12 protein-coding genes are annotated in these 12,342 nt (G+C 66.1%); 11 read left to right on the top strand and 1 reads right to left on the bottom strand.

Features of this window, described 5'->3' with window-relative positions:
• Positions 1-8: 8 nt before the first annotated feature.
• Entirely contained in the window at positions 9-1,313 is a 1,305-nt protein-coding gene (locus tag HMP06_RS17360; protein ID WP_176498222.1) for a serine hydrolase domain-containing protein, read from the bottom strand.
• A 264-nt stretch (positions 1,314-1,577) separates the two neighbouring features.
• Between HMP06_RS17360 and HMP06_RS17355 the strand changes: the two genes are divergently transcribed.
• The 11 genes from HMP06_RS17355 (at position 1,578) to HMP06_RS17305 (ending at position 12,335) form a co-directional block, all read left to right on the top strand.
• Positions 1,578-2,117: an RNA polymerase sigma factor gene (locus HMP06_RS17355; protein ID WP_176498221.1), complete on the top strand. Its 540-nt coding sequence runs from the start codon at positions 1,578-1,580 to the stop codon at positions 2,115-2,117.
• A 96-nt stretch (positions 2,118-2,213) separates the two neighbouring features.
• Positions 2,214-3,944 carry a vWA domain-containing protein gene (locus HMP06_RS17350; protein ID WP_176498220.1) on the top strand — a complete coding sequence of 577 codons (1,731 nt, stop codon included), beginning with the start codon at positions 2,214-2,216 and terminating at the stop codon, positions 3,942-3,944.
• A gap of 139 nt (positions 3,945-4,083) precedes the next feature.
• Positions 4,084-5,097, top strand: coding sequence for a tetratricopeptide repeat protein (locus HMP06_RS17345; RefSeq protein WP_176498219.1), 1,014 nt, complete (start codon positions 4,084-4,086; stop codon positions 5,095-5,097).
• 164 nt (positions 5,098-5,261) lie between these two features.
• The gene (locus tag HMP06_RS17340; RefSeq protein WP_269473430.1) at positions 5,262-5,657 is read left to right on the top strand and encodes a BLUF domain-containing protein; all 396 of its coding nucleotides are present in this window, start codon (positions 5,262-5,264) and stop codon (positions 5,655-5,657) included.
• A 213-nt stretch (positions 5,658-5,870) separates the two neighbouring features.
• Positions 5,871-6,845 (top strand): SPFH domain-containing protein, encoded by a 975-nt coding sequence (locus HMP06_RS17335; protein ID WP_176498217.1) that lies wholly within the window; start codon positions 5,871-5,873, stop codon positions 6,843-6,845.
• A gap of 10 nt (positions 6,846-6,855) precedes the next feature.
• Positions 6,856-7,524 (top strand): DUF4178 domain-containing protein, encoded by a 669-nt coding sequence (locus HMP06_RS17330; protein WP_176498216.1) that lies wholly within the window; start codon positions 6,856-6,858, stop codon positions 7,522-7,524.
• On the top strand, positions 7,521-8,813 hold the full coding sequence (locus HMP06_RS17325; protein WP_176498215.1) for a DUF4178 domain-containing protein: 1,293 nt from the start codon (positions 7,521-7,523) through the stop codon (positions 8,811-8,813). The genes HMP06_RS17330 and HMP06_RS17325 overlap by 4 nt, the downstream gene beginning before the upstream one ends.
• Positions 8,810-8,956: a hypothetical protein gene (locus HMP06_RS17320; protein WP_176498214.1), complete on the top strand. Its 147-nt coding sequence runs from the start codon at positions 8,810-8,812 to the stop codon at positions 8,954-8,956. The genes HMP06_RS17325 and HMP06_RS17320 overlap by 4 nt, the downstream gene beginning before the upstream one ends.
• A 13-nt stretch (positions 8,957-8,969) precedes the next feature.
• The gene (locus tag HMP06_RS17315; RefSeq protein WP_176498213.1) at positions 8,970-9,179 is read left to right on the top strand and encodes a DUF350 domain-containing protein; all 210 of its coding nucleotides are present in this window, start codon (positions 8,970-8,972) and stop codon (positions 9,177-9,179) included.
• On the top strand, positions 9,172-10,716 hold the full coding sequence (locus tag HMP06_RS17310; protein WP_176498212.1) for a polyamine aminopropyltransferase: 1,545 nt from the start codon (positions 9,172-9,174) through the stop codon (positions 10,714-10,716). The genes HMP06_RS17315 and HMP06_RS17310 overlap by 8 nt, the downstream gene beginning before the upstream one ends.
• Positions 10,716-12,335 (top strand): flavin monoamine oxidase family protein, encoded by a 1,620-nt coding sequence (locus HMP06_RS17305; protein WP_176498211.1) that lies wholly within the window; start codon positions 10,716-10,718, stop codon positions 12,333-12,335. The genes HMP06_RS17310 and HMP06_RS17305 overlap by 1 nt, the downstream gene beginning before the upstream one ends.
• Positions 12,336-12,342: the final 7 nt, after the last annotated feature.

Genomic DNA, 12,342 nt, shown 5'->3' with positions numbered 1-12,342 from the left:
GCCGTCGGTTAGCGCCGCCGCGCGTCCTTGGCCCGGTCTGCCGCATCGCCCGAGCCGCCCTCGGCATCTTCCGCTGTCTTATCGACTTCAAGCCAGTCGGTGCGCGGCAAGCCATAGAGCATGTCGAAGAATTCGAGCTGCAGACGCGCCGCCTTGCTCTGGTTGCTGTTCCACAACATCACGATGCCGCTCTGTTCGGCGGGGTCGAACAGGATCAGCGAGCCATAGCCATCGACCGCGCCGCGATGCCCGACCAAGGCATGTCCGGCATAGTTCAGGCTGCGCCAGCCCAGGCCATAAGATGCGTCCTTCAGCGCCCGGTCCATCGCCCCGCGCCGCCCGTGCGGCGGGGTGCGCACGCGCGGGCGGTGCATCGTGTCGAGCATCTCCGCCGACAGGACGCGTGGCGCGCGGCCCATCTGCGCCAGCATCCAGCGCGTGAGATCGCGGATCGACGAATTGACACCGCCCGCCGCCGGAACGCGGTAATAGGCCTGCTGCACCGCCACCGGCACGCGCCCCTTATGATGCGGCCGCGCCCAGCGCGCAGCATGTTCCAGGCCGGCCGAGCCGATGCTGGCGTTGGTCATGCCGAGCGGCCCGAACAGCCGCGCCTGCGCGACGCTGGCATAGCCCTGCCCGGCAACACGCTCGACGATCTCCGATGCGGTGTCATACGCGATGTTCTGATAGGAATAGCAGGTGCCCGGCGCGCAAAATGGCGCGAGCGTGCCCAGCGTGGCGCGAAGCTGCTTGGGGTCCTCCCCCGCCTCCAGCCGCTCGTCCCACGCGTTGCGCGCCAGGCCGACGCGGTGCGACAGCACATCCGCGACGGTGACCCGGCTGGCATCGCCCGGCAGCGTCAACGTCGTGCGCATCGTCGAGATGGGCGCATCGAGCGAAAGCTTGCCGTCGGCGGCCAGCCCGACGACCAGCGCCGACGCGACGCTTTTCGAGAGCGAGGCCCAGCGGAACACGGTGTCGGGCGTGACCGCCTCATTCGACCCCGCGACGGTCGCCCCGAAACCACGCAGAAAGCGGACGCGCCCATGTTCGACCGTGCCGATCGCCAGCCCGACCATGTCACGATCCTGCATCAGGCTGGCGATGCGCTGTTGCAGCCGCCCATAATCGACCTTCGAGGGTCGCACATCGCGTTCGGGCGCAGCGATCAGCGCGGATACGGCCTGGGTGGTGTGGGGCGGCCGGGGCGACCCGAGACCGACATACGCCGCCGCCGCGACCGCGATCAGAATCAGCCCCACCGCCAGCCATTCCACCCGCCGCATCATCGTCACTCCGTACACGCGCATCCCGATCGCCAGCGCCGCACCTTGCGGTCGCTTGCTCCCCGGCAGCCCGATCTGTCCTGCAGAGAAGGAAACGCGCTGTCAGCCCTGTATTTTAGGACGGTTGCGCCGAAACGCGCGGGCGATCGGCCGGATTGCGGGCGATGCGCGCGGTGGTGTCGCGTAGGCAAATGGGGCAGAGAGCGCGACATGGCGGGGAAAGCGGCGTTGCATCGGTCACGACGAATCTGTGGTGGCCGCGGCGTGACGGCGCGCGGCGGCTGAGCGATGGCTCCGCGCCCCTTCGATGCCGAATCCGACATCACGCTGGTCGCGGCTGCGGTGGCTGGCGACCGCGATGCCTTCGCCGCGCTGCTCGAACGCCATTATGACCGCATCCACGGCCTTGCCTGGCACATCACCGGATCGCGCAGCGACGCCGAGGATGTCGCGCAGGACGTGTGCTGCGCACTGGTCGAACGGATCGGCAGCTTTCGCGGCGAGGCCAAGTTCACCACTTGGCTGTGCGGGATCGTCTACAACGCCTGTCGCGACCTGAAGCGCCGTCGCCGCTCCTTTCTGGGGCTGGGCGAGCGGCTGTCGGTGCTCGCGGGGCTGACCAAGGGGCCGGATGGCCGCGATCTGCATGATGCGATGTGGGTGCGCAGCGCGGTCGCGAAACTGCCGGCCGTGTACCGCGATGCAGTGGTGCTGGTGGCTGGGCAACAGCTCACCCACGGCGAGGCGGCGGTGATCCTGGGGGTGGCGGAATCGACGGTATCGTGGCGGATGCATGAGGCGCGACGGCGCCTGGGCGAAGGCGACTGAACTTTTTTTCGCAAAGGCCCCCAAGGATCTCCCGCGCTGCCGCGTCCAAGGTTCAAGCGGACGAACGACGCCCGCTTTGAAGCCGAGGAGACAATCATGCGTTCGCTTTCACCGATCCTGGTCGCGGGGGTCGCCATTGCGTTGGTCGCCGGATGCGCCAGCACCAACCCCGATACTATCGCCACGCCCGTACCACCCGAGGCGCAAGGCAAAACCACCCCCGCGGAAATCGCGGCAAACGATGTGGTTGTCACCGGATCGCGCGTGCGGGGCCGCGCCGAGCTCGCCGTGATGCCAGCGCCGCCGCCGCCGCCCGCGCCCGTCGTCGGGATGCTCAGCGCACCGATGGCGCGCGCCTACGACGTCGTCGGCCCGCCACCGTACCGCGATGTCGGCCGCGACCGCTTCACCACCACCAAGGAAAACCCGTTCAAACTGGTGCGCGAGGAACCCGTCTCGACGCTGTCGCTCGATGTCGACACCGCCTCCTATGCCTTCGTGCGCGCCTCGCTCAACGGCAATGTCCTGCCTCAGCCCGCCGCCGTGCGGACCGAGGAAATGGTTAATTATTTCCCGTACGATTACGCGCCTGCCCGCAGCGCAACCGAGCCGTTCAGCACGCATATCGCGACTTTCCCAAACCCCTGGGCGGCGGGCCATCTGCTGGTCCGCATCGCGGTGAAGGGCTATGAGCTGCCGCGCGCCACGCGCCCGCGCGCCAATCTCGTGTTCCTGATCGATACGTCGGGATCGATGAATGCGCCGAACAAGCTTCCCCTGGTCAAACAATCGCTCGGCCTGCTGCTCGATCAGCTCGGACCGCAGGACCGCGTCGCGATCGTGGCCTATGCCGGAAGCGCCGGGACCGTGCTCGCGCCCACCGCGGCGAGCGACAAGGCCGCGATCCTCGCCGCGCTCGATCGGCTCGGCGCGGGCGGCAGCACCGCGGGGGCCGAGGGAATCCGCCAGGCCTATGCGCTGGCCGAGGCCAATTTCGATCCCAAGGGCGTCAACCGCGTACTGCTGGCGACCGATGGCGATTTCAACGTCGGCATCACCAATCAGGACGAGCTGAAAGGCTATATCGAGCGCGAACGCGACAAGGGCGTGTTCCTGTCGGTGCTCGGCTTCGGCATGGGCAATTACAATGATGCGCTGATGCAAACGCTGGCCCAGAACGGCAATGGCGCGGCGGCCTATATCGACACGCTGAACGAAGCGCGGAAGACGCTGGTCGAGGAAGCGAGCTCGACACTGTTCCCAATCGCCAAGGACGTGAAGGTGCATGTCGAATTCAACCCCGCCGCCGTCTCCGAATATCGCCTGATCGGTTATGAAACGCGCCTGCTCAACCGCGACGATTTCAACAATGACAAGGTCGATGCGGGCGATGTGGGATCGGGCCAGACGGTGACCGCGCTTTATGACGTAATCCCGAAGGGCGCGCCGGGCATGGTCGACGCTTTGCGCTATGGCACAGCCGCACAGCAGCGTGTCGCGCCGGGCACCGGCGAGCTCGGCTTCGTCAAGATCCGCTACAAATTGCCCAAGGCCGACACCAGCCGCCTGATCACCGCGCCGATCGGCGCTGCCACGCGGGTCGCGCGGTTCGAGGATGCGCCGCGCGACGCGCGTTTCGCGACCGCCGTGGCGGGCTTTGCCGAGCTGCTGCGCGGAGGCGAATATGTCGGGTCGCTCGGCTATGAGGATGTCCTGCGCGTCGCGCTTGCCGCGCGGGGCGAAGACCCGTTCGGGTATCGCGCCGAGTTCATCCAGCTCGTGCGTGCCGCGAAATCGGCGCGCGCGATGGCGGCGCTGGAGCGTTGAGGTGGTGGGCGGCGTCGCACGACCACGACGCCGCCCCTTGCCCGTCCGCAATCGCGCTTTCGACGCGCGCGCGATTGCCGCTATAGAGGATGCGATGTCCGCGATAGCCCTCTTTCCTGCCGCAGCCCGGGCCGCTTGAATGGACGACATCGCCCGCCAGCTTCCCGATCCGCCACCACCGCGCCCCGCGGCCCGCACCGCGACGATCGCGGCGGCGCTGGCGAATTTCGACGGGGCGGAGGCTCCCGCCAAAGCTGCGCCGACGCGTGCGCCGACGCGTGCGCCGCGCTGGCAAATCAGCCGCGGCCCGGCTGCTGCGTTTGCTTCAGTGGTGCTGGTCGCGCTGATTGGCATTCCGCTCGCTTTCCTGAAACCGAACGATCGCGTCGCCGGTCCGCCCGAGCAGGTTAGGTTCGAGGCGCAGCCCGCACCGATGCGCGATCGTCCGCCGGTAGAGGCTGCCCCGCCGCCTGCCGAACTCGCTTCGGTCGAAGCCCAATCGAAACGCCGCCTCGCAACGCCGCCAGCGCCCGTCGTGGCGGATACCGCAGCGGACGTGCCGCCCCCGGCACCGATAGTCTCCGCCCCGGTGCTGGAGCCGATGGCAGCCCCCCCACCCCCGCCTCCCCCCGCACCAGCACCGCCCGCCCCCTCAAGCTTCGCATCGGCCCCGCGAGCGAAAACCGCTCCGGCCGCGCTCGCCGCGCGCGTCGCAATGGCCGAAAACGCCGGGGAGGACATCGTCGTAACCGGATCGCACATCCGGGCGGCTCCACGCGGCGACTGGAACGCCTGCACCGTCGATGACCCGGCGCAGAGCCTGCGGGGTTGCGGCGCAGCACTGTCCAACGGTCTTGCAAAGGCGTGGCAAGGCGATGGGGACGCGGCGATCGCGGCGTTCGACGGGGCAATCGCGCGCGAACCGAAACTCGGCGCGGCCTATCTCAATCGTGGGCTGGCGCATTGGCGCTCGGGCAATCTGGCGCGCGCTACGGCCGATCTCGATCTCGCGGTCCGCTACGCCCCCTCGGCGCGCAGCTATTACAACCGCGCGCGCGTCCGCCGCGCCAATGGCAATGTCCGCGGCGCCCAGGCCGACGAAGCCCGCGCGCTCGAACGCGATCCCGACTATGCGGCGGTAGTCGAAAACTAATCCACACGGCCAAGCCGCTTTGTTCGTGCCGATTCTCCGATTTGTCGCCATTTTTGCCGGAACAGCAGAGCGGGCTGAATTCCACGTGGTGTGCGATAAGCACTTTCATTTTTTCGCTGCCGCCCTACGCGGCCATTTGGCGTGGCGGGGGTGGCGCAGGGGAAGTGGGGTGTCGGTTGCAATTGTGGAAACTATCTTACGTGAGCATCGCCACAGCACCGGGTGCGATGTTGGAGGCAGACGTTCGAACGATTTGCGCGCTGGCCCAACCGCATAATTTGCGCGCCAACATCACGGGAATTCTAACCTATCAGAAGGGGCGCTTTGCCCAGCTGCTGGAGGGTCCAAAAACCGAGTTGCAGGCACTTATGGCGCGGATTGCCGTCGACTCGCGGCACCATAGCGTGAAATTGATCGTGGATGGTCCGACGCATATCCGACGCTACGCAGACTGGTCGATGGCCTATCTCGATCCGAAGGAGTTTATGCGAAACCAGATTGACGACCTCTTGGAGCAGACGGCGATCGTTGCCGAAGCGGTGTCAAGCAGCCTGCACTGACGAAGAGCGGCCGCCGCGTTGACCGCCGGGCTTCGATTGACGAACTAACCGCGAGGGTCGATCGTGAGATCAGGACGCGGACGAACGACATTCCGCCGGCTGTGCCGCCCAACGCGCCCATAGACGGCGGTGCGTCGATGATGCGCGGCCTGACCGATTTCGCTTCGTGCGGCCCAGAAACCTCCTTATACTTGCGACAGTGGGAGGATCATCATGGGTATCTTGGATTTTCTGTCGAAGCAGTTCGTCGATGTCATCGATTGGGTGGAGCAGCCCGGCGATCTCGCGATCCGCTATCCGCTGGCAGACCGCGAGATTCAAAACGGCGCGCAACTGACGGTCCGTGAGGGGCAAAAGGCGTTCTTTTACGATCAGGGCCGCATCGCCGATGTGTTCGATGCCGGGCTCCACACGCTCGACACCGCCAATCTGCCGCTGCTCACCGCGCTGCAGAATTGGGACAAGGCGTTCCAGTCGCCGTTCAAATCGGACCTATATTTCTTCACGACGAAGGAACAGGCCGGGCTGAAATGGGGCACGCCGCAGCCGATCACGGTGCGCGACAAGGAATTCGGGCCGCTGCGCATCCGCGCCTTTGGCAGCTATTCGTTCCGGATCGATAACGTGCCGGTGTTCGCCGCCAAGCTGATGGGGACGCTAGAGAAGCTGACCGTTGCCGATGTCGAACCGCAACTGCGCGGCGCGATCACCACCGCGCTCGCCACCGGCTTGGGCGGCGGACAGACTGCGTTCGTCGATCTCGCAGGCGACCAGGCCGCGATGTCGGCACGGATGCTCGATGCCGTGAAGCCCGCGTTCGAGGCTTGGGGCCTGACGCCGTGCAGCTTCTTCGTCGAAAGCCTGTCGCTGCCCGAAGCGGTGCAGGAATATCTCGACAAGGGCAGTTCGATGCGCGTGATCGGCGATCTCGATAAGTATGTCCGCTTCCAGACCGCCGAGGCTATTCCGATCGCCGCAGCGCAATCGGGCGGTGTCGCCGGGATCGGCGCGGGCGCGGCGGCGGGCCTCGCGATTGGGCAGAGCATGATGGGGGCTGGCGGTGCTGCGGCCCCTGCCGAAGACCCGTATGAGATGATCCAGAAGCTCCACGGCCTGCTTACCGTCGGCGCGATCACGCAGGAAGAATTCGACGCGAAGAAGACGGCATTGCTGGCGAAGATCGGCTGACCGCCAGCCAATGATCGACGCCACTTGCCCGAATTGCGGGGCGGCGGTGCATTTTCGCACCCCCGCTTTGCCGGTGAAGATCTGCGACTATTGTCGCACCACGTTGGTGCGCAGTGGCGAAGTGCTGCAGGCGATGGGCAAGGTTGCGGAGGTACCCGAGGACGTCAGTCCGCTGCAGATCGGCACGCGCGGCAGGGATGGCATGGGGTTCGAACTAATCGGGCGCATCCGGATGCGCTGGTCGGGTGGCGGCTGGAACGAATGGCTCGCGCTGTTCGACGACGGATCGACCGGCTGGCTGAGCGAATCAATGGGCCACTTTATGCTGTTGCGTGCCGTCGCGGATGGCGGGATGCGCACCGGGGCAGTGCGATCGGTGCGCGATGACCAGCCTGTGGTGATCGGGGCCGAGGCGACCATTGCCAGCGTGAAATACCGCGTGAACGACGTGAAGGATGCCACCTTCGTCGGCAGCGAAGGCGAGCTCCCGTTCAGCACACCCGCCGACACGCCGATCCGCAGCGTCGACCTGATGGCGCCGGGCGGCGAATGCGCCAGTATCCAGAAGGATCGCGGTGAAGTGTCGGTCTATGCCGGACGCTATGTCACGCTCGCCGAAATCTCGGCGACCAATCTGCGCGCCTTCGACGGCTGGCCACTGCCGTCGTTCGCGGCATGACCGTACCCCTTAACACCGTCCGCGCGCTGACCTGCCCCAATTGCGGCGGGACGATCGCGTTGCGTGCCGCGGGCAACACCGTCAGCATCATCTGCGAACATTGCGGCACGACGCTGGACGCGACCAGCCCCGATCTCGCCCCGATCGCGCAAGCCACCACCGCGATGCAGCGGCCGGAAATTGCGCTGGGGACGCGCGGCACATTGCGCGGCGTGCAGTGGGAGGTTGTCGGCTATCTCGAACGCACCGATCATTACGTTAACTGGTCGGAATATCTGCTGTTCAACCCGTATCAGGGCTATGCCTTTCTGGTCGATGACGAGCGGCGCTTCAGCCTGGGCGTGTTGCTGACCCAGCTGCCGGGCTATACTGGCGGGTCGATCACGGTGGACGATGTCGGTTACACCCGCTTCGGGTCGCGCTACGATGCGTGGGTGACGTTCGTCGTCGGCGAATTCTACTGGCGCGTCGCGGTGCAGGAACAGGTGCAGATCACCGATTTCGTTCGCCCCGGCACGATGCTCAGCTGCGAGGAAAATGCCGAGGAGCGGACCTGGACCCAGCTCACCTTGCTCGATTTCGGCGAGGCGGAGGCGGCATTGAGCATCCCCAAACGCCGCAAATCCTATGGCGGCACCCCCGCCCCGCATGAGCCATCGCCCTACGGCAATCTGATGAAGGAGGCGCTGATCATCGGCGTCGTTGCGGCGTTCACGCTGATCGTCATCATGTTCATGGGCGGCGGCAGGACCGAACTCGCCAGCGCGACGCTTGATGTCGCGCTCAACGGCACGCAGGCGACCCGGGTGATCGGGCCGATCGACTTGCCGGGTCGCACGACTGCGATCCGCATCGCCGCGCGCGCTGACGGAATCGACAATAGCTGGATCGAGCTCGACTATAGCCTGGTCAATCGCGCCACGCAGGAAAGCTTCGATGCCTATGCCACCGCCGAGCGGTATCACGGCGTGACGGACGGCGAATCGTGGCGCGAGGGCGATGCCACGCCGGGGGTGCAACTCTCGAGCATCCCGGCGGGCCAATATGATCTGGTGGTCGAGGCGACAGGGCATGTCTGGTCGAGCACGACGGTCACCACGCCGGATTCGGGCTGGGGCGAGACCCCCGCTGTGCCGGTGACGATCGATGTCGCGCGCGGCGGCATCTTCATCGGCAATCTGCTCCTGACCTTGTTCGCCTTGCTATGCTGGCCGGTGATCCTCGTATTGCGGCATATCGGCTTCGAAACACGCCGCCTCGCACCGGTAGCGGAGGAAGATGACGAATGACCCGGATATCGATGCTCTATGCCGTTTTCGTGCTCGGGGTGATCGCGCTTTTCACATCTGCGGCGCGCGACGGCTTCTCGCCCTTTGCCGATGGCGGGCGGCGCGGCATCATCCACACCGCCGTTGGCCCCAACCACAAATAAGGAACCAGGCATCATGCTGTCGACCACCGTCCTGCTCGCCACCTTACTCTATGCCGGCGTCGGCCTTGCGATCTTCGTGCTCGGCTTCTGGTTGTGGGATCGGCTGACGCCGGTCGATCTGTGGGGCGAGATTTGCAAGAACCAGAATGTCGCGCTCGGCAATCTGGCGGCGGGCGTCGCCATCGCGATCGCGATCATCATCGGTTCGGCCATTCATGGCTGATCCGCGCCCGGCGGACGGCGCGGATCAGAATTTGGCGACATCGAAATTGGGCGGGGCGCTGCTCGTGTCCGCCTTCGTCGTCGCGACGTGCGGGCTGATCTACGAGCTGCTGGCGGGGACGCTCGCCAGCTATCTGCTCGGCGACAGTGTCACGCAATTCTCGATCGTGATCGGCACCTATCTTTTCGCGATGGGGATCGGTTCGTGGTGTTCGCGTTATGTCACGACCGGCGAGCTTGCGGTGTTCGTCCGCGTCGAGATTCTGATCGCGGCGATCGGCGGAACCTCGGCCGCGGTGCTGTTCCTGCTGTTCGACCGCGTCGCCGATTTCCACATTCCGCTGTATGGTCTCGTGCTGGTGATCGGCACGCTGGTCGGCCTCGAAATTCCGCTGTTGATGCGCATCCTGAAGGACCGGCTCGAATTTGGCGATCTGGTATCGAAGGTGCTGACTTTCGATTATGTCGGTGCGCTGGCCGCGTCGTTGCTGTTCCCATTGCTGCTGGTGCCGCAATTGGGGCTGATCCGCACCGGCTTCCTGTTCGGGCTGGCCAATGTCGGGGTGGCGATCTGGCTGATGCTGATCCTTCCCGCGCGGCGGCATTTGCGCGGCGAATTGGTCGCCGCGATCGTCGTTGCGGTCGCGCTCGCGGCCGGGTTCATCGGCTCCGAGCGATTGCAGCGTGCGGCGGAGGTTGCGGTGTACGGCGCGCCGATCCTGTTTGCCGAATCGACGCCGTATCAGCGCGTCGTGCTGACCAAGCAGGGCGCGGATTTGCGGCTGTATTTGAACGGCAATCTGCAATTTTCCTCGCGCGACGAATATCGCTATCACGAGGCGCTGGTGCATCCGGTGCTGTCGCGCAGCGTGGCGCACCCCCGTGTGCTCGTACTGGGCGGCGGCGACGGACTGGCGGTGCGCGAGATCCTGAAATATCCGGTCGCCTCGGTCACGTTGGTCGATCTCGACCCGGCGATGACCAAGCTGTTCCGGAGCAGCGACATGCTGGCCGCGCTCAACCGCCGAGCGCTGCGGTCGCCCAAGGTCAGCGTCATCAACGCCGATGCCTTCGCTTGGCTGCGCACCAATACGCGGCGCTTCGACGCGGTGATCGTCGATTTCCCCGATCCGACCAATTTCTCGGTCGGCAAGCTCTATACCGTGACCTTCTATAAGGAACTCGCCCGCGCGCTGATGCCCGGCGCGGTGATCAGCGTGCAAAGCACCTCGCCGCTGGTCGCGCCGCGCGCGTACTGGACGGTCGCGACGACGCTAGAGGCGGCTGGCTTCACCACGCGCGGCTATCATGTCTATGTCCCGAGCTTCGGCGAATGGGGTTTCGTGCTGGCCTCCAACCGCGCGATCCCGCCGCCGGGGCGGCTGCCCGCCGGTTTGCGCTTTCTTGATCGAACGACCGAGCAACTCGCCTTCGCCTTCCCACCCGACATGGCGCGCCGAGCGGTGCCGGTGAACCGGCTCGACAATCAGGCTTTGGTCCGCGAGTTCGAGGCCGAGTGGGGCGTGTTCGAAAGCTGATGCCGGTATCGCGTCGCACCTTGATTGCCGGATCGGTCGCGGGGGCGGCGGCGCTGGGCGCTGGCGTTGCCTGGCATCGGGGTGATCCGGCGATGCCTGGCACGCTGGGCGGGGCCGATTTCAAGCGTGGGCACAAATTGCGCAAGGGTGGCAAATTCCCTGCGCCCTCGTCGGAAGCGCGCACGGGCATCGCGATCCTTGGCGGCGGGATCGCGGGCCTGTCGGCAGCATGGGCACTAGCCGAAGCGGGCTATCGCGATTTTCGCTTGTTCGAGCTCGAGGATCGCGCCGGGGGCAATGCCAAGTCGGGGCGCAACGCCGTCTCGGCCTACCCCCTCGGCGCGCATTATCTGCCGATCCCCAATGCCGAGACCAAGGGCGTCATCCGCTTGCTCGAACGGCTTGGCATCGTCACCGGCTGGGAGGGCGGCAAACCGGTGTACGATCCGTATCAGCTTGTGTCCGATCCCGACGAGCGCTTGCTGCATCTCGGAAAGTGGCAGGCGGGGCTGGTCCCGACGGTCGGCCTTACGCCGCAAGACACCGCAGATCTGAACGCCTTCTTTGCGGCGATGGGGGCCTACCGGGACCGGCTCGACAACGGCCAACCCGCCTTCGCGATTCCGATGGCGCTCAGTTCGGACGCTGCCGATTTGCGCGCGCTTGATCGGTTGAGCTTTGCGGCATGGCTCGACGAGAAGGGCTGGCATTCTTCCGTGCTGCGCGGGCATGTCCGTTATGCGTGCCGCGACGATTATGGGACCGAGCCCGAGCATGTCTCCGCCTGGGCCGGGATTCATTATTTCGCGGGGCGGCGCGAGCATGCCGCCAATACCGATGAAGACACCGTGCTGACCTGGCCCGAGGGGAATGGCCACCTCGCCGGACGGATGGCGGCGCGGTTGAAGGACCACATTTCGTGCGGGCAGATCGTCCATAAAGTCGCACGGGCCGGTGATGGCGTGACAATAGACGCTTTCGATGCAGCGCGCGGCATTTCGCACCGCGTCCATGCCAAGGCGGCGGTGCTCGCGATGCCGCATTTCGTCGCCGCGCGCGTCGCGCCCAAGGGCAGCGTGGATGCCACCCGCTTCGGCTATGCGCCGTGGATCGTCGCGAACGTGACGGTCGATCGCGCGCCGGGCGGGCAAGGCGTGGCGCTGGCGTGGGACAATGTGTCGTGGACCAGCAAGTCGCTCGGTTATGTCGTCGCGACGCATCAGTCGCTCGACGCGGTCCCGGGCGCGAGCGTGCTCACCTGGTATATGCCGCTGTCGGACATGGCCCCGGCGGCGGCGCGGCGCTTGATGCTCGATCGCCCGCTGGCCGAATGGCAGGAGATCGTGGCGCGCGACCTGATCGAGACCAATCCCGATCTGGCGGGCGCGATCCGGCGGATCGACGTGTGGCGCTGGGGCCATGCGATGATCCGGCCGGTGCCGGGCTTCTTCTTCGGGGGCGCGCGCGAGGCCGCCGCGCGGCCGCAACCGCCTCTCTTCTTCGCGCATTCCGATCTGAGCGGGCTGTCGCTGTTCGAGGAAGCGCATTACCGGGGCACGACAGCCGCGCAGGACGCGATGGCGCTGCTCGGCATTCCCCATGCCGATCTGCTGGCGTAGGGGATCA

The organism is Sphingomonas sp. HMP6, from assembly GCF_013374095.1.
In the GTDB taxonomy this organism is placed as follows: Bacteria; Pseudomonadota; Alphaproteobacteria; order Sphingomonadales; family Sphingomonadaceae; genus Sphingomonas.
Note: the sequence above shows the minus strand (reverse complement) of the source record. Positions and strands in the feature narration are given on the sequence as shown.

Coding starts and splice junctions, on each gene's coding strand:
- HMP06_RS17305 (WP_176498211.1), top strand. CDS start 10,716: ATGCCGGTATCGCGTCGCACCTTGATTGCCGGATCGGTCGCGGGGGCG.
- HMP06_RS17310 (WP_176498212.1), top strand. CDS start 9,172: ATGGCTGATCCGCGCCCGGCGGACGGCGCGGATCAGAATTTGGCGACA.
- HMP06_RS17360 (WP_176498222.1), bottom strand. CDS start 1,313: ATGCGCGTGTACGGAGTGACGATGATGCGGCGGGTGGAATGGCTGGCG.
- HMP06_RS17355 (WP_176498221.1), top strand. CDS start 1,578: ATGGCTCCGCGCCCCTTCGATGCCGAATCCGACATCACGCTGGTCGCG.
- HMP06_RS17325 (WP_176498215.1), top strand. CDS start 7,521: ATGACCGTACCCCTTAACACCGTCCGCGCGCTGACCTGCCCCAATTGC.
- HMP06_RS17320 (WP_176498214.1), top strand. CDS start 8,810: ATGACCCGGATATCGATGCTCTATGCCGTTTTCGTGCTCGGGGTGATC.
- HMP06_RS17315 (WP_176498213.1), top strand. CDS start 8,970: ATGCTGTCGACCACCGTCCTGCTCGCCACCTTACTCTATGCCGGCGTC.
- HMP06_RS17335 (WP_176498217.1), top strand. CDS start 5,871: ATGGGTATCTTGGATTTTCTGTCGAAGCAGTTCGTCGATGTCATCGAT.
- HMP06_RS17330 (WP_176498216.1), top strand. CDS start 6,856: ATGATCGACGCCACTTGCCCGAATTGCGGGGCGGCGGTGCATTTTCGC.
- HMP06_RS17350 (WP_176498220.1), top strand. CDS start 2,214: ATGCGTTCGCTTTCACCGATCCTGGTCGCGGGGGTCGCCATTGCGTTG.
- HMP06_RS17345 (WP_176498219.1), top strand. CDS start 4,084: ATGGACGACATCGCCCGCCAGCTTCCCGATCCGCCACCACCGCGCCCC.